This is a genomic window from Kitasatospora sp. A2-31 (genome assembly GCF_022288725.1).
GTDB lineage: Bacteria > Actinomycetota > Actinomycetes > Streptomycetales > Streptomycetaceae > Kitasatospora.
Genome location: NZ_JAKNTA010000029.1, coordinates 1 through 21,491, shown reverse-complemented (window position 1 = coordinate 21,491; position 21,491 = coordinate 1). Strand labels below are relative to the sequence as shown.

Annotated in this window: 17 protein-coding genes and 1 pseudogene; 14 read left to right on the top strand and 4 right to left on the bottom strand. The window is 73.2% G+C overall.

Going from position 1 to position 21,491, the window contains the following annotated elements:
• The 3 genes and pseudogenes from MCM47_RS37395 to MCM47_RS37385 all read left to right on the top strand — a co-directional run.
• Window positions 1-344, top strand: a pseudogene (locus MCM47_RS37395) (hypothetical protein); the annotation flags it as partial.
• Window positions 345-653: 309 nt separating this feature from the next.
• Window positions 654-2,156, top strand: a complete 1,503-nt coding sequence (locus MCM47_RS44210) for a transglycosylase family protein (RefSeq protein WP_374209273.1) — start codon at window positions 654-656, stop codon at window positions 2,154-2,156.
• 362 nt (window positions 2,157-2,518) lie between these two features.
• Window positions 2,519-2,794, top strand: a complete 276-nt coding sequence (locus tag MCM47_RS37385; protein ID WP_238951473.1) for a hypothetical protein — start codon at window positions 2,519-2,521, stop codon at window positions 2,792-2,794.
• A gap of 126 nt (window positions 2,795-2,920) precedes the next feature.
• Here MCM47_RS37385 and MCM47_RS37380 read toward each other — a convergent pair whose 3' ends face one another.
• Complete coding sequence (locus MCM47_RS37380; protein WP_238951472.1) at window positions 2,921-3,376, bottom strand: MarR family transcriptional regulator; 456 nt, start codon at window positions 3,374-3,376, stop codon at window positions 2,921-2,923.
• A gap of 117 nt (window positions 3,377-3,493) precedes the next feature.
• Between MCM47_RS37380 and MCM47_RS37375 the strand changes: the two genes are divergently transcribed.
• The 3 genes from MCM47_RS37375 to MCM47_RS37365 all read left to right on the top strand — a co-directional run bounded on the left by MCM47_RS37375 (window position 3,494) and on the right by MCM47_RS37365 (window position 5,815).
• On the top strand, window positions 3,494-3,886 hold the full coding sequence (locus tag MCM47_RS37375) for a nuclear transport factor 2 family protein (protein WP_238951471.1): 393 nt from the start codon (window positions 3,494-3,496) through the stop codon (window positions 3,884-3,886).
• A 162-nt stretch (window positions 3,887-4,048) separates the two neighbouring features.
• Complete coding sequence (locus tag MCM47_RS37370; protein ID WP_238951470.1) at window positions 4,049-5,206, top strand: glutamate--cysteine ligase; 1,158 nt, start codon at window positions 4,049-4,051, stop codon at window positions 5,204-5,206.
• Window positions 5,207-5,365: 159 nt separating this feature from the next.
• Window positions 5,366-5,815, top strand: coding sequence for an SRPBCC family protein (locus MCM47_RS37365; RefSeq protein ID WP_238951469.1), 450 nt, complete (start codon window positions 5,366-5,368; stop codon window positions 5,813-5,815).
• A gap of 214 nt (window positions 5,816-6,029) precedes the next feature.
• On the opposite strand, the gene MCM47_RS37360 is transcribed toward MCM47_RS37365, so the two are convergent.
• The 3 genes from MCM47_RS37360 to MCM47_RS37350 form a co-directional block, all read right to left on the bottom strand.
• Complete coding sequence (locus MCM47_RS37360; protein ID WP_238951468.1) at window positions 6,030-7,739, bottom strand: serine/threonine-protein kinase; 1,710 nt, start codon at window positions 7,737-7,739, stop codon at window positions 6,030-6,032.
• Window positions 7,740-8,080: 341 nt separating this feature from the next.
• Window positions 8,081-8,662, bottom strand: a complete 582-nt coding sequence (locus tag MCM47_RS37355) for a hypothetical protein (RefSeq protein WP_238951467.1) — start codon at window positions 8,660-8,662, stop codon at window positions 8,081-8,083.
• A 140-nt stretch (window positions 8,663-8,802) separates the two neighbouring features.
• Window positions 8,803-9,654, bottom strand: coding sequence for a LysR family transcriptional regulator (locus tag MCM47_RS37350; RefSeq protein ID WP_238951466.1), 852 nt, complete (start codon window positions 9,652-9,654; stop codon window positions 8,803-8,805).
• A gap of 95 nt (window positions 9,655-9,749) precedes the next feature.
• On the opposite strand from MCM47_RS37350, the gene MCM47_RS37345 reads away from it, so the two are divergent.
• The 8 genes from MCM47_RS37345 (at window position 9,750) to MCM47_RS37310 (ending at window position 21,436) form a co-directional block, all read left to right on the top strand.
• On the top strand, window positions 9,750-10,481 hold the full coding sequence (locus MCM47_RS37345) for an SDR family oxidoreductase (RefSeq protein ID WP_238951465.1): 732 nt from the start codon (window positions 9,750-9,752) through the stop codon (window positions 10,479-10,481).
• A gap of 371 nt (window positions 10,482-10,852) precedes the next feature.
• Complete coding sequence (locus MCM47_RS37340) at window positions 10,853-12,220, top strand: extracellular solute-binding protein (RefSeq protein ID WP_238951464.1); 1,368 nt, start codon at window positions 10,853-10,855, stop codon at window positions 12,218-12,220.
• Window positions 12,217-13,170: a carbohydrate ABC transporter permease gene (locus MCM47_RS37335; protein ID WP_238951463.1), complete on the top strand. Its 954-nt coding sequence runs from the start codon at window positions 12,217-12,219 to the stop codon at window positions 13,168-13,170. The genes MCM47_RS37340 and MCM47_RS37335 overlap by 4 nt, the downstream gene beginning before the upstream one ends.
• Window positions 13,170-14,015, top strand: coding sequence for a carbohydrate ABC transporter permease (locus MCM47_RS37330; RefSeq protein WP_238951462.1), 846 nt, complete (start codon window positions 13,170-13,172; stop codon window positions 14,013-14,015). The genes MCM47_RS37335 and MCM47_RS37330 overlap by 1 nt, the downstream gene beginning before the upstream one ends.
• The gene (locus MCM47_RS42785) at window positions 14,012-15,901 is read left to right on the top strand and encodes an alpha-galactosidase (protein WP_308222612.1); all 1,890 of its coding nucleotides are present in this window, start codon (window positions 14,012-14,014) and stop codon (window positions 15,899-15,901) included. The genes MCM47_RS37330 and MCM47_RS42785 overlap by 4 nt, the downstream gene beginning before the upstream one ends.
• A 54-nt stretch (window positions 15,902-15,955) precedes the next feature.
• Window positions 15,956-16,975 (top strand): LacI family DNA-binding transcriptional regulator, encoded by a 1,020-nt coding sequence (locus tag MCM47_RS37320; protein ID WP_238951461.1) that lies wholly within the window; start codon window positions 15,956-15,958, stop codon window positions 16,973-16,975.
• A gap of 43 nt (window positions 16,976-17,018) precedes the next feature.
• Complete coding sequence (locus MCM47_RS37315) at window positions 17,019-19,439, top strand: RICIN domain-containing protein (RefSeq protein ID WP_238951460.1); 2,421 nt, start codon at window positions 17,019-17,021, stop codon at window positions 19,437-19,439.
• A gap of 332 nt (window positions 19,440-19,771) precedes the next feature.
• The gene (locus MCM47_RS37310; RefSeq protein WP_374209272.1) at window positions 19,772-21,436 is read left to right on the top strand and encodes a molybdopterin-dependent oxidoreductase; all 1,665 of its coding nucleotides are present in this window, start codon (window positions 19,772-19,774) and stop codon (window positions 21,434-21,436) included.
• Window positions 21,437-21,491: the final 55 nt, after the last annotated feature.

The following is a 21,491-nucleotide window of genomic DNA, read 5'->3' as shown; positions in this document are numbered from 1 at the left end:
CGTTCCAGCAGGTGCCCGGCAACAGCGGCATCAAGAAGATCACCGCCGTCTCCACCGGCACCACGGTGCGCCTGTTCGCCATCGGTTCCGACGAGCGGATCTACAACGCGAACGGTGACTACGCGGCCGGCACGTGGAGCACCTTCCAGCCGCTGCCCGGCAACAGCGGCATCAAGAAGATCACCGCCAACGCCGTGGGCAACACCGTCCACCTGTACGCCGTCGGCTCCGACGGGACCGTCTACAACGCGAACGGCGACTACGCGACCGGCTCCTGGAGCCCGTTCCAGCAGGTGCCCGGCAACAGCGGCATCCAGGAGATCTCCGCCACCTCAGGCACCTGATCCCCGCGGGGCGCCCCGCACCCGACCGACCGCCGCCATGGACGCGGCTCAGCGTGACCACCTGCCCGGCCCGGGACCCGCTCCCGGGCCGGGCGGCCCTGATGCGGTCGGGCCCGGGCCCGACCCGCAGCACGTCGGAGCGCCGACCCACCCGCACCCCCGGCGCCGGCCGAACCACCGGCCCGCCCCGCGAAGCCGCGGACCGGGACCGACGCACCGGCGTGCGTACTCCGCACCGCCTCTCTTCAGCGACGGAATCGCGCGACCACCTCCCGCCGCCATGCCGCCACCTGCTACCGGAGCACACCGATGACCACCCGCGCCCACCGCACCACCGCCCTCGCCACCCTGATCACCACCGGGCTCCTCGCCTGCGCCACGAACGTGCTCGACGCCGGCCGGGCCGCCGCCGCCTCCGTGGCCACCTGGGACAAGGTCGCCGCTTGCGAGAGCGGCGGGAACTGGTCGATCAACACCGGCAACAACTTCTACGGCGGCCTGCAGTTCAGCCGCAGCACCTGGCTGGCCTACGGCGGCGGCCAGTACGCCGCGTACGCGCACCTGGCGACCAAGCAGCAGCAGATCCTGGTCGCCGAGAAGGTCCTCGCCGGGCAGGGACAGGGCGCCTGGCCGTACTGCGGGCCCAAGGCGGGCCTGGGCGCCGACCACGCCGACCCCTACCCGTCCACCACCACGCCCCCGCCCGGCCCGGTGTGGAAGCCGGCCGTCGGTGACGGGGGTTCGGTCAGCGGCGGGGACGGAACGGCGTACACGTTCAGCCGCTCGGCGAACGGGCACGTGCAGATGACCGCCCGGACGACGGGCGGGTGGACGACGGCGGACCTCACCGACGTGGTGGGCACGCCGGTGGCGGCCGGCGGCGCACCGAGCGCCTTCGTGCAGAGCAACGGCACGGTCGGTGTGGTGACGGCGAACGCCGACAACGGTCACCTGCAGATCACCTACCGCTCGGCGGCCGGGCAGTGGGCGACCTCCGATCTGACGAACACGGTCGGCACCCCGGTCACCGGCGGGGCGATCAGTGCGAGCACCGACCCGGACGGGACGCTGGCGATCTACTCCCGCGGTTCCGTGAACGGTGGTCACCTGAGCCTGACGGCGCTGCAGCCCGACGGCGCCTGGGCCACGGTCGACCTCACGAACGTGGTCGGCACGCCGATCTCCGCGGGCGGCGCCCCTTCGACGTTCACCCAGGCCAACGGCACGGTCGGTGTTGCCACCGCGAACGCGGACAACGGTCACCTGCAGATCACCTACAAGTCCGCCGCCGGCGTCTGGGCCACGAGCGACCTGAACACCCTCGTTGGTACCCCGGTCACCGATGGTGCAATCAGTGCGAGCACCGACCCGGACGGGACGCTGGCGATCTACTCCCGCGGTTCCGTGAACGGTGGTCACCTGAGCCTGACGGCGCTGCAGCCCGACGGCGCCTGGGCCACGGTCGACCTCACGAACGTGGTCGGCACGCCGATCTCCGCGGGCGGCGCCCCTTCGACGTTCACCCAGGCCAACGGCACGGTCGGTGTCGCCACCGCGAACGCGGACAACGGTCACCTGCAGATCACCTACAAGTCCGCCGCCGGCGTCTGGGCCACGAGCGACCTGAACACCCTCGTCGGTACCCCGGTCACCGATGGTGCGATCAGCGCCACCACCGACCCCGACGGGACCCTCGCCCTCTACTCCCGCGGCTCCATGAACGGCGGTCACCTCAGCCTCACCGCGCTCCTGCCCAGCGGCAGCTGGGCCACCGTCGACCTCACCAACACCGTCGGCACGCCCGCCGCCTGACCCAGGAGCGGCGTCCGGATCACCATCCGGACGCCGCTTCCGGCCGGTCCGGAACGGACACGCACCGGTCCCGGCCCATCGACTGCGGGGTCCGGGCAGGGCTGGCAGGCGCCCCGGAATGACCGGCGGTGAGGTGTCGGTCGGGACGGATACTGCTGTGGGACGCCAAGGCAGGAGAATCGCATGGGACCGTGCCACCCGGCCGCCAGGCGACTGTGCACGCCGGAACTGCGTCTCCCGGACCGCCCCTCCGCCGCGGCACCAGGGCCGACGACCAAGGGGCCGACGACCAAGGGGCCGACGACGAAGAGCTGGACCCGGGGACTCGCCGGCCTCGGCCCGGGGCAAGGAGACGGGTGCCGATGACGTGGAGTGAGGCTGACTACCGCCGCTGCCTGGAGCTGGAGCGGCGCGGCTACGCCTGGGTGATGGAGCGGCACGGGGGCATGTCCTCCGCGCAGGCCCAACAAGCCGCCCTGGAGTGCTACCCCTACGAGCCGGCCGACGACCCCTACCGCGGGCTGGTCTTCCACGAGGAGTCGTGGCACTGGGCGATGCTGGCGATCCACGGGCACCACTACGCGGTGGAGCACCCGGAGCTGGTGGACCCGCCCCCCGAGTACCGGGCTCTGCGCTGATGCCGACCGATCGGGTCCGTGTGCGGAGGCGGGCCGGCTCGCCGATCAGTGAGTGCGCTGATATCACGCCATTCGGTGCGCACCGGGCACCCGCCGGAGCGGGCTGCCCGGGGGACCGGGGGTGGGTCAGGTCTGGTCCGGGCTGAAGGGCCCCTCGTCGACGAAGCGGCGCAGGTGGCGGGCGAAGTCCTGGGCGTCGGTTTCGGGCCAGGTGGTGAGTGAGTCCTCGATGGCGTCCGTCAGTCGCCGGCGGGTGGCGGCCACGACGGCGTGGCCGTCGTCGGTGAGGGCGAGGAGGGTGGCCCGGCCGTCGGCCGGGTCGGGGTGGCGGCGGAGGAGGCCGGCCTGTTCGAGGCGGTCCGCGCGGCGGGTGACGGTGGTGCGGTCGAGTCCGATCTCGCGGCCGAGGTCGGCGGCGCTGCACGCCCCGGTGCGGGCCAGGCCGCTGAGGACCGGGTAGGTGAGGTCGTCGACCGCCGTCCCCAGGCCCTCGGTCAGGCGGGCGTAGATGCGGGCGCGGGTGCTGCGCTGGAGGAGCAGGCCGAGGGCGTGGGCGATGTCGTGGCCGGTCGTGTTCGTCACTCCTCCAGATTAGCGTGCGTCGCGCACGCTTTTCCGCTACAGTCATAAGCGTGCTCAAAGCACGCATCTTTGGGGCCTGTGATCCGGCCTCCGTCATCCCACACCCGAGGAACTCCCATGAAGCACACTGACGTCCGCGCCGCCCTGACCGACCTGCTGCTCACTCCGGGCCTGGCCCTGGACGAGGCGGCGGAGCGGCACTTCGCCCCCGACTACCGCCAGCGCACCGACGGCGACTGGGCCGACCGCACCGAGTTCCTGGAGCACATCGCCCACCTGCGCACCGTTGTCGTCGGCGGCTCGGTCGAGGTTCACGACGAACTCGTCGACGGCGACCGGTACGCGGACCGCCACACCATGACCGTGGCCAAGGCCGACGGGTCCACCGTTCGCATGGAGGTCTACCTCTTCGGCGAGTTCGCCCCCGACGGCCGCTTCCGCCGCATCGAGGAGACCACCCTCATGCTCGAGGGCTCCGCCGCCGACCGGAACCTCGGCAGCGCCCGCTGAAACGGGGGTGGTCGGCGGGGCCGACGGGGCGGCGGTCGGCCGCCGTCGGCCCCGGAGCCTGCCGGATCGAACAGTCCCCTTCCGGCAGGCCCCGTCCGGTCGAGCGGGCCGGGCTGCTCCTGTGCTCCGGTTGGCCATCAGGTGGACGGGTAACCCGGAGTTATGGGCACTGGCACCGACACGACAGAAAGTGACGACCGGCTCACCCTGGATGCGGGCGGCGCTCCGACCGTCGGCGTCGAGGAGGAGTACCTGCTGCTCGACCCGGACAGCGGTCTGCCACTGCCGCACGTCGACGCGGTGCAGGAGGCGGCCGGGCTGCACCCCGCTGTGGACCGCGGCGAGTTGCAGAACGAGCTGCTCCAGGCACAGGTGGAGGTGGCCACCCCGGTCTGCCGGGACCTCGCCGAGGTCGGCGGCCATCTGCTGCGCCTGCGGCACGCGCTCGCGGCCGCCGCCGAGACGGCCGGCTGCCGGCTCGCCGCGTGCGGCACCGCCCCGTACGCCCCCTCCACGCCCCCGGCGATCGTCGATGCCCCGCGTTACCGCTCCATCAGGCAGAACATGTCGCGGCTGGCCGACGAGGCGCTCATCAACGGCATGCACGTGCACGTGGCCGTGCCCGATCCGCAGACGGGTGTCGAGGTGCTGAACCGCCTGCGGCCCTGGCTGCCGGTGCTGATCGCGCTGTCGGCCAACTCGCCGCTGTGGTACGGCTCCGACACCGGTTACGCGAGTTGGCGCACGGTGGTCTTCAGCCGCTGGCCGATCGGCGGGATCCCGCCGTACTTCGCGGACGCGGAGGACTACGAGCGCCGCATCGACCACCTGCTGGAGGCCCGGCTGATCCGCGACCGCGGACAGTTGTACTGGCAGGCCCGGCTCTCGGCGAAGTTCCCGACCGTCGAGCTGCGCGCGATGGACGTCCAGTTGCGCGCCGACGAGGCGGTGATGCTGGCCGGGCTGGTGCGCGCGCTGGTCGTCACGGCGATGCGGGAGGCGGCCGCCGGACGTCCCCTGCCGGAGCGGACGCCGGAGAGTCTGGACGGCGCGGGGTGGCACGCCGCCCGGTACGGCATGGACGGCACCCTGCACGATCCGGCGACGGGACTGTCCCGGCCGGCCGGCGAGCTCGTCGCCTCCATGCTGGCCGGCCTCGTTCCGGTCATGGACGAACTGGGTGACACCCGTGCGGTGGTCCCCCTGGTCGACCGCCTGCTGGAGGAGGGCAACGGCGCCGCACGCCAGCGTCGGCACCTGGCGGAACACGGGCGCTCCGGACTGATCGCGATGATCGCGGCGGAGAGCGCGGCGGCCTGAGCGGGGTAGCCGGAGCGTGACGGCCGGAGATCCGGCTGGGTGGGTCGAGGCGGGCAGGGAGGGGGCCGAATCGGGAGGAGCGCGGCATACCGCCCGATGGTCGGGGAAGGCGCAAACGGACCGACGACCGGCTAGGACTACCTGAAGGTGGGTGCGGCGATGAGCAAGGTGCAGGAATCGATCGACGTGGACGTGCCGATCAGCACCGCGTACAACCAGTGGACGCAGTTCGAGGACTTCCCGATGTTCATGGAAGGGGTGGAGGAGGTCACCCAGATCGACGACCGTCACAACCACTGGAAGACGAAGATCGCCGGTGTCAGCCGGGAGTTCGACACCGAGATCGTCGACCAGGTCCCCGACGACCACGTGGCCTGGCGCACCATCCACGGCGATGTCCGGCAGACGGGCATGGTGAGCTTCGAGCAGATCGATGCGCGTCACACCCGGGTCATGATGGAAATGGACTTCCAGCCCGGTGGCATGGCCGAGAAGGCCGCCGACATGACGGGGATGCTCGACCGGCAGGTGAAGGGCGACCTGCGCCGCTTCAAGCACTTCATCGAGAAGCGCGGCCAGGAGAGCGGCGGCTACCGCGGCACCCTGTAACCGGTACGCCGGCGACACCCGTCGCGGCGCCTGCCGGACGGCTCGAACCGGATGCCGGGGTCCTGCGTCGGGATCCTGCCTCGCCGAGGATCCGCGTCAGTGCGGCTTTCGTCCATCGAGCCGATGCTCACGACGGCCGGTCAGCCGTCGTCGTCGGTGACGACTTGGCTGCCCGGCCATCCGGGCGTGGGTCGACAGCGAGGCGACCTGGGCCTCAGCCGATCCGGAAGGTGGCCGACACGGTCTGGAAGTAGCGATTGGCCTCATCGAGCCGACCGGTCGGCGCGGAGACCCAGAAGTCGTAGCTGCGGCCCTGCTCGGTCCAGGAGATGTCCTGCACGTGCCGGGCACCGAAGCCGTCCTCCGGGTAGCCGTTCCAGGTCCACAGCCACAGGGCGGCGTCGGCGGTGCCGTGGAAGACCGTGGGCTCGACGCTGCCGCCGCGGTAGCCGGGGTTGGTCCGCGGGCCGGCGGCATCCTGCTTCCGGAGTTCGGCCAGCACGCCCTGACCGCTCGGGGTGGTGGGGTGGACGCCGATCCGGAAGGCGTGGTCCGGCGAGAGGTAGAAGACCCGGCCGGAGGCGTCGGTGCTGCGCACCCAGCCGTCGGGGACGGCCAGCGAGAAGCCGGCCGGGTCCCGGCGGATGCTGGACCCGGCGGGGGCGGCCACCGGGTCGGTGCCGCCCGGGAGGGCCGGGGAGGACGCAGCCGGGGACGGTCCGGCCGGGCCCACGGACGATGCGCCGGTCGCGCCTGCCGGGGACGACGGCGCCGTGGACGGCGCCGGTTCGGCCCGTGCCGCGTGGTCGCGGGGGTGCAGGCCGGGGGCCAGGACGAGGACGCCGGCCGTGGCGGCGGCCGTGACCGACGCGGCGACGGTCCAGCGCAGTCCGGTCCGGCGGCGGGTCCGCCGCATGGCGGAGCCGGCCGCGGGGGTGGCGGGCAGGTGGTCCCCGGCGAGCGCACCGGATGTGACCAGCGTGCCGGGTGGCTGCGCCACGCTGTGCACGTCACCACCGGCTGTGGGCCGGGTCGCGGCGTGAACGGGGGCTCCACCGCTCCTGACGGCCAGGCCCGGGCCGTGCTCCGCCCCGTCCACCGGCTTCGTCCGCCCTGTCGCGGTGTCCTCGAGCAGCAGCGCCGCAACCTCGGCCGTGGGCCGCTCCAGCGGCTCCTTCTCCAGCAGCGAGCCGATCAGCGGCGTGAGCGGACCGGCGTGCAGCGGCGGCTCCGGCGGGTCGGCGGCGATCGCCATGGCGGTCTCGATCGCGGTCGCCCTGCGGAACGGCGGCAGCCCCTCCACGGCCTGGTACAGGGTGACGCCCAGCGCCCACAGGTCGGATGCGGGGGTCGGGGTGCCCCCGCGGACCAGCTCCGGTGCCAGGTAGTCGACGGATCCCACCAGTTCGCCGGTTCTGGTCAGGCTGGAGGTGCCCGCGATGGTGGCGATGCCGAAGTCCGTCAGCACGATGCGGCCGTCGAGCGCGAGCAGGACGTTGCCGGGTTTGACGTCGCGGTGCACGACGCCGGCGGCGTGGGCGGCCCGCAGCCCGGCCAGGATCTCGCGCCCGATCCGGGCGGCGTCCACCGCGGGTAGCGGTCCGTTCTCGGCGAGGACCGCGGCAAGGGTGCGGGAGGGTACGTACTCCATCACCACGCAGGGGAGTCCCTCGTGTTCCACGACGTCGTGCACCACCACGACGTTGCGCTGGTTGATCCGGGCGGCGCTGCGTGCCTCGCGGCGGGTCCGCTCCAGCAGGGTCGCGGTCTCCTCGGGCGACAGCTCCGGGCGCACCCGCAGCTCCTTCACGGCCACGTCGCGGCCCAGCAGCTCGTCCTCGGCCCGCCACACGGTTCCCATGCCACCGCTGCCGATCCGCTCCAGCAGCCGGTACCGGCCGGTGATCAACCGGTCCTCGCCCACCCGGGCACCTCTTTCGTTCTCTGCCCGCCCACCGCGGTCATCCGTCCTTGACGGGTGATTCCCGAGATTCTCGGCCGCCCGGGGGCTCGGGCGCCAGTTTCCGTGGAGCTCTCACCGTTGTTCCCGTGTCCGCCCGGGTCGGCGCCCCGCAGCGCCGCGCCGTGCCGGCGCGTCAGGGAAGCGACCGACGAGGGGGGGTGGCAACCGGCGAGGTGGAGCGCGGTGTGCAGCTCTCCGGCACGGAGTGGGCTCACCGAAGCCCGACTCGGCCACCTCGCCGCGTGGTCTGCTTCTGCTTCGTCCGCGTCTGTTGCGGGGAGGCCCTCTCGTCGGGGTCGGGCTCAGTGGACGAAGAGAGACAGGTCTTCCATCGAGCCGGGGCCGGTGAAGAAGGCTTCCGCGGCAGCCAGGTTCCTCGCGAACTGCGGCTCGCGCCGTGCGAGCGCCTGGTCGAGGGTTTCTTGCTGCCCCGCAGGCCGGCTGCGGGCCGCCGTGTTGCGGTCCGCGATGGTCGCCAGCATCCGCTGCTGCCACCGTTCGCCCTGTTCGGCGAGTGCGTAGATGCCGGAGAGCAGGTCGGCCATGCCGAGGGGTCGGGTGAGGGAGGACGGGTCCGTTCCCGCGAGGGGACGGAGTTCCCAGCCCCCGGCCTGCGCGGCGAGCCGCACCACGCCGGCCCAGTTCCTGATCCGCCCGAGGCGCACGTACAGCGACTCGTTGTCGTGCGGCGGCAGGTGGCCGCCGTGCAGGGGATTGGTGGCCGCCACGAGGTCGTCCAGGATCCGGCGTTCGAGGGAGGTCAGGACCCAGGCTCCCTCCTGCTGGGCTTCCAGAGCGGCACTGGTCCAGTCCTCTGCCGCAGTCAGAAGGGAAGCGAAGTCGGCTGGGTCATGGGCGGGCGAGAGCGGGGACTCGTTGATCACAGCAGTCAGTATCGGACCGCCCCGCCCGGCGTGGTACGGCCCCCGGCTCGGGGAGGCAACCCCGCCCCCCGGTGGTGCCTCGCCGGGACGGAGCACCGTAACCCGCGATTGATCGTGGGAACCTGACGGTCGTGGGGGAACTACCGCAGGCGGGTCGCCGTCCGGACGAGGTCGGCGACGGCTCTGGAGCGACTGTGCGGCGGCCAGGCGATCACGGTGGTGACCTCCGGCGCGTCCAGCACCGGCACGGCGGCGAGGTCGCCGTGCAGTTGGGCGCGGCACGACTCCGGTGAGACCGCGCAGGCACGGCCGAGCGCGACGAGCTGCAGCAACTGCGCGTGGTCGCGGACCTGCGGGCCGGGGCCGGGTGGGTAGGTGCCGTCGGGGCCGGGCCAGCGTGGCAGGGGCAGGCCGGGCAGGTCGGTGATGTCGGCCATGTGCACATGGGTCCGGACGGTGAGGGGATGCCCGGACGGCAGGACCACGACCTGGCCCTCGGTGTCGAGTTCTTCGGTGTGGAACCCGGCCGTCGAGTCGAACGGCCGGTGCAGCAGCGCCACGTCGGCCCGGCCCTCGCGCAGAAGTCGTTCCTGCTCGCCCGGGCCGCACAGGATGACGTCGACGGGGGCCGCGCCGGGCTCGGCGGCGTACGCGTCCAGCAGTTCCGCCAGCAGCTCGCGGGACGCGCTGGCCTTCGTGACCAGGACCAGGCCGGGACGGCCGGTCGGGGCAAGGGCGGCGCGGCGGGTCCGGCGCTCGGCCGCTTCGACCGCGTCGAGGGCGGCCCGGCCCTCGGCCAGCAGCACCGAGCCGGCCTCGGTCAGCGTGACGGTGCGGCTGCTCCGGTCCAGCAGCGCCGCCCCGAGCCGGCGTTCGAGCTGCTGGATCGCCCGCGACAGAGGCGGCTGTGCGATCCCGAGCCGCTGCGCGGCGCGCCCGAAGTGCAACTCTTCGGCGACGGCGACGAAGTAGCGCAGTTCCCTGGTCTCCATCCGGCCACCGTACTCCGGATCGATACCTCGAAGGTATCGTTGCCCACCCGATCGGTCTTGGACCCCCGGCGGGGGCCGAGAGCAGCATGGTCCTCATGAACGAGCGAACGATCGCGCTGGTCACCGGCGCGAACAAGGGAATCGGCTACGAGATCGCCGCAGGCCTGGGCGCCCTCGGCTGGCGCGTCGGCGTCGGCGCCCGCGACGATCGGCGTCGCAAGGCCGCGGTGGAGAGGCTGTGCGCGGCCGGCGTCGACGCGTTCGGCGTACCGCTGGACGTGACCGACGACGCGAGCGTGACAGCCGCCGCACAGCTGATCGAGGAACAGGCCGGTCGCCTCGACGTGCTCGTCAACAACGCCGCCGTCGCAGGCGACATGCCCCAGGAGCCCACCCGGGTGGACCCCGCCACCATCCGCACGGTCGTGGAGACCAACGTCATCGGCGTCATCCGCGTCACCAACGCGATGATGCCGCTGCTGCGCCGCTCCGCCTCGCCGCGGATCGTGAACATGTCCAGCAGTGTCGGCTCCCTCACCCGGCAGTCGGGGGCCGCCGGGGAACTGACGACGGGTCCGGTGGCGGTGGCGTACGCGCCGTCGAAGACGTTCCTGAACGCCGTCACCCTCCAGTACGCCCGGGAGCTGAGCGGCACGAACATCCTCATCAACGCCGGCTGCCCCGGCTACGTCGCGACCGACCTCAACGGCTTCCGGGGCGTGCGCACCCCTGAACAGGGCGCGGCCATCGCCATCGAACTCGCGACCCTGCCCGACGGCGGCCCGACGGGCCAGTTCTTCGAGGACGCCGGCGTCGTGCCCTGGTGACGTGCACGACGGTCATCACCCGCACAGCCACCGGCAAGCAGCCGCCCCGGCGTCCCGCCGGGGCGGCTGCTTGTCGCGTGCCGCCGGTGCCGGCACGCGGCGGGTTCCGCCGGGGGAGCGGCGCCGCCCGGGCCGTCGGGCGCCGGCGTGCTGGCGACGGTGACGACGGTGACGACGCAACAGCTTGTAACGTTTTCGCTGTGCAAGACGAAAAGTCCTCGAAAACTGTTGTTAACCGTTCCGGCTCTGGCTAGATTCACTCCCGCTCCCGCCGGTGGCGACGAGCGCGGCGGCACCGGAGGGCGGTGCGCCGGAGAACGGGGACGGCTGGTGTGCGGCGCTGTCCCGAGCCGAGAGAAGGAGACCCGGGCATGGGTGGCAGAGTCGTGGGCGGTCCGAGTCGGCGCGGGTTCCTGAAGGGGCTCGGCGCGGCGGCGGTCGCCGCGGGCGGGGGTTCGGTGCTCGCCGCGTGCAGCGGTTCGAGCTCGGACGGCGGCGACAGCGGGGGCTCGGGCGAGCTGTCCGGCTCGATCACCGTGTGGAGCTGGAAGAACCCGGCGGCGGAGCTCAAGGCCCTGATCCCGGCGTTCAACGCCGTCCACCCCAAGGTGAAGGTCACCGTCCAGGACATCGGCAACCCGGCCATCTGGGACAAGATCACCATCTCCATGGCGGCCGGCGGCCAGGGGCTCGCCGACGTCCTGCACATCGGCGTGGACTACCTGCCCAGCTACATCGAGAAGTTCCCCGGCGGGCTCGCCGACATCTCCAAGCTCGGCGCCGACAAGTACGCCACCGCCTTCGCCCCCGGCCTGTGGCAGACCGTCTCGCGCGAATCCCGGGTCTACGCCCTGCCGTGGGAGGCCAACGCCAGCGGCTTCTACTACCGGGCCGACCTCTTCCAGAAGGCCGGCGTCGACGCCACCGCCCTCGCGACCTGGGACGACGTCATCGCCGCCGGCAAGAAGGTCAAGGACGCCACCGGCACCGCCCTGCTCGCGCTGGACCGCTCCGCCTCGCAGGCCGACTCGGCCAACCTCTTCCAGCTGCTGCTCCAGCTCCAGGGCACCTTCTACTTCAACCTGGACGGGAAGATCACCCTCAACTCGCCCGAGGCGGTCCGAGCGCTCACGCTCATCAAGGAGATGAACGACGCCGGCCTCGTCCTCGACGTGCAGGGCTCGCCCGGCCAGCCGGGCTACGACTCCGCGGTCAAGGCGGGCAAGGTCGCGGTCTGCCCCAACCCGGCCTGGTACGGCGGGTACATGGAGACCCTGGCCGCCGACCAGAGCGGGAACTGGAAGCTGATGCTCCCGCCCGCCGTCACCCCGGGCGGCTCCCGCTCCGCCATCGTCAACTCCACCCACCTGGCGGTCGCCGGGTCGAGCAAGAACCAGCGGGCGGCCTTCGCCTTCGCCGAGTTCGCACTGACCCGGCCCGACTCGCAGGTCGGGATCTACAAGAACAAGGGCATCTTCCCCGCCCTGCTCAAGGCCTACGACGATCCGGCGTTCCACGCCGAGGCGGCGTTCTTCGGCGGCCAGAAGTACGCCGAGGTGTTCCTCGACGAGCTGTCCAAGCCGTCCGTGCCCACCAACTACACCGCCGACTACGCCCGGGCGCTCAAGGTAATCGACGACGCCCAGACCAAGGTGCTGCTCCAGGGCGCCGACCCGGCCGCGGCGCTGAAGTCCGCCGCGGAGCAGCTCGTCCAGCAGACCAGGCGGGCGCAGGCATGACGACCGCTCCGCTCGATCGGCCGGCCCCGCCCGGGGCCGGCCCCTCGGCCCCGCGGACCCGCACCACCCCGGCCCCCCGGCGGGCCGGGCGCGGCGGTGGTGCCCGCCTCGCGCCCTACCTCTTCGTGCTCCCGGCGCTCGCCCTGTTCGCGGCGTTCCGGCTCTACCCGGTGGTCTGGTCGTTCCTCCTCAGCCTGTACCGGACCGACGGTGTCCAGCAGACCTGGACCGGCCTCGGCAACTACGACCGGCTGATCCACGACCCGCTGTTCTGGAAGGCGCTGGGCAACACCGCGCTGATCCTGGTCGTCCAGGTGCCGGTCATGCTCGCGCTCGCGCTCGGCCTCGCCGTCGCGCTCAACTCCGCGCTGCTGCGCTGGAAGCCGGTGTTCCGCCTCGGCTTCTTCCTCCCGGTGGTGACCGGCCTGGTCACCTACGGCCTGATGATGGGCGCACTGCTCAACCAGGACTCCGGCGCCGTCAACTGGCTGCTGCAGCTGGTCGGACTGCCGCAGGTGCACTGGCTCAGCGACCCGTTCTGGGCACGGGTGGCCATCATGCTCGCCCTGACCTGGCACTACACCGGCTACAACGCGGTCATCTACCTGGCCCGCCTGCAGACCGTCCCGGCCGAGCAGCACGAGGCCGCCGCCGTCGACGGCGCGGGCGCCTGGCGCCGGTTCTGGCACGTCACCCTGCCCGGGATGCGGCCCGCCCTGCTGCTCACCGTCGTGCTGTCCACCATCGGCACCCTCCAGCTGTTCGACGAGCCGTTCATCATGACCGGCGGCGGGCCCGACAACGCGACCACCACCATCGGCGTGTACCTGTACCAGACCGGGTTCCGGTACTTCGACTTCGGCTACGCGTCCGCGATCGGCTACGCGCTGGTCCTGATCATCTCGCTGCTCGGCCTCGTCCAGGTCAAGCTCGCCAAGGAGGAGGAGTGATGGCCGGCACCAGTCCTGCCTTCCGTGCGTCCCGCCGCGGCCAGGTGCTGCTCACCGGGGCGATGCTCGCCCTGCTCGCCCTCACCGTCGCCCCGCTGTACTGGCTGGCGATCGCCTCCACGCACACCTCGCACGACATCTTCGGCCGCCCGCCGCAGTTGCTGCCCGGCGGCGAGCTCGGCACCAACCTCGGCAACCTGGAGGAGTCCGTCGGCTTCGGCCGCGTCGTGCTCAACTCCCTGCTGCTGTCGGTGGTCTACACCGTCCTCGGCGGCACCGTCTGCACCCTGGCCGGCTACGGCTTCGCCAAGTACCGCTTCCGCGGCCAGGGCGTCCTGTTCTCGCTGCTGCTGCTCGCACTGGTGGTGCCGACCCAGCTGACCATCGTGCCGCTGTTCAAGATGATGGTGAACCTGGACTGGCTCAACACCTACCAGGCCGTCCTGCTGCCCAACCTCGCCCTGCCGTTCGGGATCTTCCTGATGCGCCAGTCCATGCGCTCCCTGCCGGACGAGCTGCTCCAGGCCGGCCGGATCGACGGCTGCGGCGAACTCGGCCTCTTCCTGCGGATCGCGCTGCCCACCATGCGCCCGGCCCTGGCGGCGCTGGCGATGTTCCTCTTCCTGTTCCAGTGGAACGACTTCCTCTGGCCGCTGGTCGCGCTGCGCGACCCGTCCTCCTACACCATCCCGGTCGCCCTCGCCGCGCTGACCGGCAGCTCCGACGTCGACTACGGCCAGCTGCTGACCGGCACCGCGGTGGCCGCGGTCCCGATGGCCGTGCTCTTCCTCTTCCTGCAGAAGCACTTCGTGTCCGGAATGCTCGCCGGGGCCGTGAAGCAGTGACCGCCGACCCGGCCGGTCCGCGCACCACCGCGACCGACCCGACCACCCCCTCCACCGCCCCCACTCCAGAGAGGCCCCCCGTGCAGACCGGCTCCACCGACCTCGCCGCGCTGCCCACCTTCACCCCGGACCAGTGGGAGGGCGGGACGCACGAACTCCGGCTGCACGGCACCCGGATCACGGTGCAGGCCGCGCCGGGCGCCGTCGAGGCCGCCGCCGAGGACACCGACACCGTCGTCCTCGCCGCCCCGGCCGGCGCCACCGAGGTGACGATCCGCCTGGACGTCCCGCTCGGCGACGCCGCCGGCTTCTGGCACCCGAACGCCGGCTGGGAGCGCACCCTGCCGGCCGACTGGTCGCCCTGGCGCTCCGTCTCCCTGGTGGACTCCGCTCCGGCCGGCTGCCTCTTCGACACCGCCGGGCGCTCCGTGCTCGCCTTCGCCGCCGACCGCGTCGTCCGGCAGAGCGCCGTGCGCTTCGGCGTCTCGGAGGAGCACAAGCGCTTCGGCGTCTGGCTGCGCTTCCCGCTCGCCGCCGGCGAGTCCTGCCGGGTGCGGCTCGCCGTTCCCGGGACCACCCTGGCGGCCGCCCTGCGGGAACTGCGGGACTGGTTCGGCGCCCTGCCCGGGGGCACGCCCCTGCCCACGCCCGACTTCGGCCGGACCCCGGTCTATTCGACGTGGTACGCCTTCGCCCAGGACGTCACCGCCGCCGGGGTCGAGCGCGAGGCCGCGGTCGCGGCCGAACTGGGCTGCGGGCAGCTCTTCCTCGACGACGGCTGGCAGCTGCACGGTGACGGGCGCGGCTACGCGGGCTGCGGCGACTGGACGGCCGACCCCGGCAAGTTCCCCGACCTGCGCGCCCACGTCGAGACCGTCCGCGCGCTGGGCCTGCGCTACACCGCGTGGATCGCCCCCCTGCTCCTCGGCGAGCGCTCCGCGGCCCACCGCGACTGGGCCCGGTTCGCCCCGCACCACGTCCACCGCCTCGACTGCCGGATCCTCGACCCGCGCCACGCCGAGGTCCGCGACCAGGTGGTCGGCCTCTGCCGGGGCGTGGTGGCGCAATACGGCCTGGACGGACTGAAGATCGACTTCCTGGACGAGGCCACCGCCTACGCCCTGACCCCCGCCCCCGACCAGACCGGCCCCGGCTACGTCGCGGACGTCGGCGAGGCGATGGCCCTGCTGCTGACCCGGCTGCGCGAGGAACTGCGCGGGCTGCGCGGCGACGACTTCGTGATCGAGCTGCGCCAGCGCTACACCGGCCCCGCCATGACGGCGTACGGCAACCTCCTGCGGGCGATCGACTGCCCGGCCGACGCGGTGGCCAACCGGGTCCGCACCCTGGACATCGCCATGCTCGCCCCCGGCGGCGCCGTCCACTCCGACATGCTGATGTGGGACCCGGACGGCGCGCCGGAGGTGCTCGCCCGCCAGATCCACGGCGCGCTCCACTCGGTGCCGCAGATCTCCGCCCGCCTCACCGAGCTCTCCGGCGCCCACCGCCGGGCGCTGGCGTTCTGGCTCGCCACCTGGCGGCGGCTCAGCCCGGCCCTGACCGGCGGCCACTACGAGCCGGGCCGGCCCGACGAGCTGTACCCGCAGGTCACCGCCCGGCACGACGACCAGTACGTGGTCACCGCCTACGCCGACCGGCCGGTCACCCTGCCCGCGGGACCCTGGCACGCGCTCACGCTGGTCAACGCCTCGACCGCGGGGCGCCTGCTGCTGGACGTGCGCGGGGCCGCTCGTCACGTCCGGATCGAGGCCTACGACGCGGCCGGCCGGCCGCAGCCCGAGCTCCTGATCGACCTCCCCGAAGGCCTGCACTCCGTCGCCGTGCCGACCGGCGGTCTCTGCCACGTCACCGAGGTCGCCGGATGACATAGTTACGGCCGACCGGGGACAACGATCAACCCAATCTGGGGGCAGGTAGTAGTGGAACAGGAAAAGGTCGGGATCACCGAGGTCGCCCAGCGGGCCGGGGTCAGCGTGGCCACGGTGAGCCGGGTGCTGAACCGCAAGGCCGGGGTCTCGCAGAAGACCCGGCAGGTGGTCGAGCGGGCCATGGAGGAACTCGGCTACGAGCGGGGCAGCGCCACCGGCGGCATCGTCGGGGTCATCACCCCGGGGCTGTCGATCCCGATCTTCGGTGTGCTGGCCGAGCGGATCGGCCTCGCGCTGGCGCCGCACGGCCTGCGCGCCGTCGTCTGCCCCGCGCTGCCGGGCGGCGTGCAGGAGCGCGACTTCCTCAAGTCGCTTCTCGACCTGGGCGCGAGCGGCATCGTCTTCTGTTCCGCCAGCAACACCCTGGAGAACTTCGACCCCGAGGTGCTCCAGCTCCTGGAGAACCGCCCCGTCCCCTACGTCTGCATCAACGGCCGCTTCGAGGACAGCCCATCGGTCGCCTTCTCCACCGACGACGCCTACGCCGCCGAACTGTCGGTGCGTCACCTGCACGGGCTCGGCCACCGCCGGATCGGGATGGCCGCCGGTCCGGTCGGAAACCGCCCCGCCGACCGGAGGGTCGCCGGATTCCGGGCCGCGATGGCGGCGCTCGGCCTCGGTGAGGACGAGCAGCCGGTGGTGCACCAGACCTACTCGGTCGAAGGCGGCCAGTTCGCCGCCGAGCAGTTGCTGGCCCAGGGCGTCACCGCGGTGATCGCCGCGAGCGACCAGATGGCGCTCGGTGCGATCCGCGCGATCCGCCGCCAGGGCCTCTCCGTCCCCGAGGACGTCTCCGTGATCGGCTACGACGACGGCCCGCTCATGGAGTTCACCGACCCGCCGCTGACCACGGTGCGCCAGCCCGTGGACCGGCTGGCGGCCGAGGTCGCGCGCGGCCTGGTCGGTCTGCTGTCCGGACACCAGGTCCCGGTCGGCGAACTGATGTTCCAGCCCGAAGTCGTCGTGCGCGGCACGACCGCCCCCCACCACCCCCGACGGCCGCCCGCCTGAGGCCGCCGGGGGCGCACCTTCCACAACGATGTCGGAGGATACGTTGCCCCACCCCGTACCCCGTCCCGCCCTGCTGCGCGCCCACGCCCACCTGGGCCTGGTCTCCCTCGCGGCGAGCGCCCTCACCCTGCTGCCCGCCGGGGCGGCCCACGCCGCCGGCGATCCGGTGGTCCCCGCGAGCGCCTACACCATCGCCTCCGGGGCCACCGGCCAGTGCCTGGGCGGCAGGTGGGCGGCCACCGCCGACCTGACCCCGGTCGTGCAGCAGCCCTGCCAGGGGCTCCTGGGCCAGCGCTGGCGCCTCACCCCCAACGGCCGCGGCGGCTACACCATCTCCGACCGCTCCGCCCCGAACTCCTGCCTCAACGTCCAGGGCGGCTCCACCGCCCCCGGCGCCGCACTCATCGAGTACGCCTGCAACGGCTCCCCGAACGAACAGTTCACGCTGGAGGCCACCGCGAACGGCGCCACCCTCGTCCACCCGCAGAACAGCGCGCTCTGCCTGGACCTGCCGTACGGCGCCCCCACGCCGAACGTCCAGATCCAGCAGTACACCTGCCACGGCGGCGCCAACCAGCAGTGGCTGCTGACCCGCGCCGACCCGCTGCTCTTCGCCAACCCGGGCTTCGAACAGGGCACCACGGGCTGGACGTTCACCGCGCACGCCGGCACCGCCGGGAACAACGCGCACCGGGGCTCCGGCCTCGCCTACCTGGACGCGGGCAGCGGCTACCGGATCAGCCAGAGCACCACCGCACCCCAGGCGGGCAGCTACGACATCGGCGCCTGGATCGCCACCGGCGCGGCCGGCGGCACCCTGACCGTGCAGGTCAACGCGGTCGCCGTGGGAACCGTGACCCTGCCCGCGCAGGCCGTCTACGCCCAGTACACCGTGCCGGGCGTACGGGTGGCCGCCGGAGACACCGTCACCGTGTCGGTGGGCTCCGCACCCGGCGGATGGGTCAACGTCGACGACGTCACCGTCGCGCCGTCCGCCCCCAACAACCCACGGATCAGCTCCTCCAACGCGACCGTCACCGCCCTCTTCGACTGGGCCCGGGCCAAGGCCAACTCCTTCGCCGCCCAGCCCGGCGCCACCGGCCCGCTCAACGCCGACGAGCGCACCAGCGGAGGCAGCGGACAGGACACGTACGCCACCACCTACTGGGCGGGCTACCCGTACCGCTCGGCCTTCTACTCCCGGGACTTCGCCCACCAGGTGGTCGGCGCCCACCTGCTCGGCCTCGACGCGGCCAACAAGACCATGCTCCGCTCCTTCGCGTCCTCCGCGGCCGGCGCCCCGGACCACATGCCGTACTGGGCGGTCAACTTCGACGCGAAGACCCCGCTGTCGATCGACTACCACAGCCCGACCTCATTCGTCCGCGAGCTCCCCGCCGCGTTCGAGCTCGCCCAGAAGATCAACGAGGCCTACGGCTGGACCGGCGACACCGACTACCTCGACGACCCGGCGCTGTCCGGATTCGTCGCCGGGACCGTCGGGCCCTACGTCACCGGGCACACCGGCCCGATCGACAACGGTGGCGTCCCGGTCGCCCAGGCCACCAGCGGCGACATCTTCCAGGGCGTCGCCAGCTACAACGAGAACGGCGCCACGCTCGCCGAATCCGGCGACGCCGTGGCCTCGCAGTACCAGGCCTACCTGGCCGCCGCCGCGCTGGCGACGGCCAAGGGGAACGCCGACGCCGCCGCCGCGCTCCAGGCCAAGGCGACCGCCCTGAGGACCTACTTCAACACCAAGTGGAGCGTGGACCCGGCCGACCCGGCGCACGTCGTCCGCGCCTACGACGTCAACGGCACCGCCTACAGCGACTGGGGCAAGGAGAACTCCTGGTTCATACCGCTGAAGGGCATCATGGACCCGGGTCAGCGGCAGAACGACTACCTCGCCTGGATCGACGCCCAGGCCTCCGGGGCGGGCGCGCCCGAGAACCTCGAAGCCGCCACCTACCTGCCGGACGTGTTCTTCGCGCACAACCAGGGCGCGACCGGCTGGAAGTGGATGCAGTACGTCCACGACCGCGTCGGCGCGCTGCACAGCACCGGGCGCTTCCTCAACGGCGACTACCCCGAGATCGCCTTCACCCTGCTCGGCCAGACCGTCCAGGGCCTGCTGGGCGTCCAGCCGGACGCCGCCGGGCACGCCCTCGGCACCACCTCCCGCCTGCCCTCGGACATCGGCTGGCTGCAGCTCACCTCCATCCCGGTCGGCAGCGGCACGGTGACCCTGCGGCACGACGGGCTCACCAAGTCGACCCTGACCAACACCTCCGGCACCGGCAGCCTCACCTGGACGGCCCGGTTCGCCGGCACCCACAGCGGCATCACCGTCGACGGAACGGCGCAGCCCACCCGCACCGTCACGCTCGACGGCGTCACCTACACCTACGCCACCGTCACCGTCCCAGCCGGCCGGACCTCGGTCGTCCAGGTCACCGGCTGACCGACCCCCGGCCGGCGGCGCGGCACTTCCCCCACGGTCCGCGCCCCGGCCGGGCACACGCCCGGCGGCAGTCGAGACACTGCCGCCGGGCGTCCTCCCGATCCCCCGGACCGCCAGGGCCCGCGGACGACCGGGTGCCGCCCGGGCGGGCGCCGCTGGGGCGGGTGCCGCTGGGGAGGGTGCTGCTCGGGGCTTCGGGACCCTCGTCGATCGGTCGCACGCCATGAGCCGGCGGTGGCCCGGCGGATCGCCCGTGATCGGATCCGGTCCGCCACGTCACCTGATCGAGTGAAGCCGAATGTCTCACCCATCCGCCGCGGCCGAGCTGCCGAATGCGAAGCGTGAACAACGACGCGACCACCGCCCGCGCCCGGCGCCGCCTTCCGGCCGGAGTGCTGCTGGCCCGGATGGCGTACGGGCTCGCCGCCGCGTGCGCGGCCGTCGCCGTGGGGGAGACGGCGGCCGCGTTCGTGCGCCCGCAGGCCGCCCCGGTGGTCGTGATCGGCTCCGCCGCGATCGACCTCGCGCCCACCGCCGTCAAGGAGTGGGCGGTGCGCTCCTTCGGCACCTCCGACAAGACCGCGCTCCTCACCGGGATCTACACCACCACAGGACTGCTCGCGGCCGCCCTCGGCCCGCTGGCGGCCCGCCGCCGGGCCGTCGCGATCGTGCTGCCGGCCGCCCTCGGCGCGCTCGGGACGTGGACGGCACTCACCCGTCCGGACGCGCACCCGACCGATGTCCTGCCCTCGGCCGCAGCCGCCCTGGCCGCCACCACCGTCCTGCTGCTCCTGCTGCGCCCCCGCCGCCCCGGCCGCCCTCGCCGCCCCCGCCCGGCCCTCCGGCCGAACGGGCCCGAACCGCAGCGGCGACCGGGCACCGCCACCCCCGGCCCCACCACCGCCCCGGCCGCCGCGGTGGACGCCCACCCGGGGCGGCGGGGCGTACTGACCGCCGGCGCGGTCATCGCGCTGTCGGCCGGCGTCGCCTCCGCCGGGCGGTACCTGTCCGAGCGCCGCAACGACGTCTCCGCCGCCCGCGCCGCCCTCACCCTCCCGCCCCCGGCCCGCCCCCTGCCACCCCCGGCGCCCTCGGCCGCACTGCCGATCCCCGGACTGGCCCCCCTCCGGACACCGGTCGGCGACTTCTACCGCGTCGACACCGCCCTGACCCTGCCCCACATCGACCCGCACGAGTGGACACTGCGCATCCACGGCATGGTCGACCACCCCGTGGAACTGTCCTTCGCCGACCTGCTCGCACTGCCGCTGGAGGAGCTGGACCACACCCTGTCGTGCGTGTCCAGCGAGGTCGGCGGACCCTACGTGGGCACCACCCGCTGGCTGGGCGCCCCGCTGCCCGCGCTGCTGCGCCGCGCCGGCGTCCGCGCGGGCGCCGACCAGCTGCTCGGCCGCTCGAAGGACGGCATGACGATCGGCACGCCGCTGGAGACCGTCCTCGACGGCCGCACCGCGTTGCTCGCGGTGGCCATGGACGGCGCACCCCTGCCGGTCGCGCACGGTTTCCCCTGCCGCAGCGTGATCCCCGGCCTCTACGGCTACACCTCCGCCACCAAGTGGCTGGTCGACCTGGAGGTGACCACCTTCGCCGCCCGCGACCCCTACTGGGTGGAGCGGGGCTGGGACCGGACCGGCGAGGTGCGCACCGCCTCCCGCATCGAGGTGCCCGCCGCGTTCGCGCGCGTCCGGGCCGGGGACGTCACCGTCGCGGGCACGGCCTGGGCCACCCACCGCGGCGTGGCCGCCGTCGAAGTCCGCGTCGACGGCGGGCCCTGGCAGCAGGCGGCACTCGCCGCCGACGCGGGGCCCGACGTGTGGCGGCAGTGGCACCACACCTGGCGCTCGGCCACCCCCGGCACGCACCACCTGGAGGTCCGCGCCACCGACGCCACCGGCACCGTCCAGGACGGGACCCGCAGACCGCCCTTCCCCTCCGGGGCGACCGGCTGGCACAGCACCGTCGTCACCGTCCACTGAGCCCCCCGTCCACTGAGCCCCCCGTCCACCGAACCCCCGTCCACCGAACCCGCCC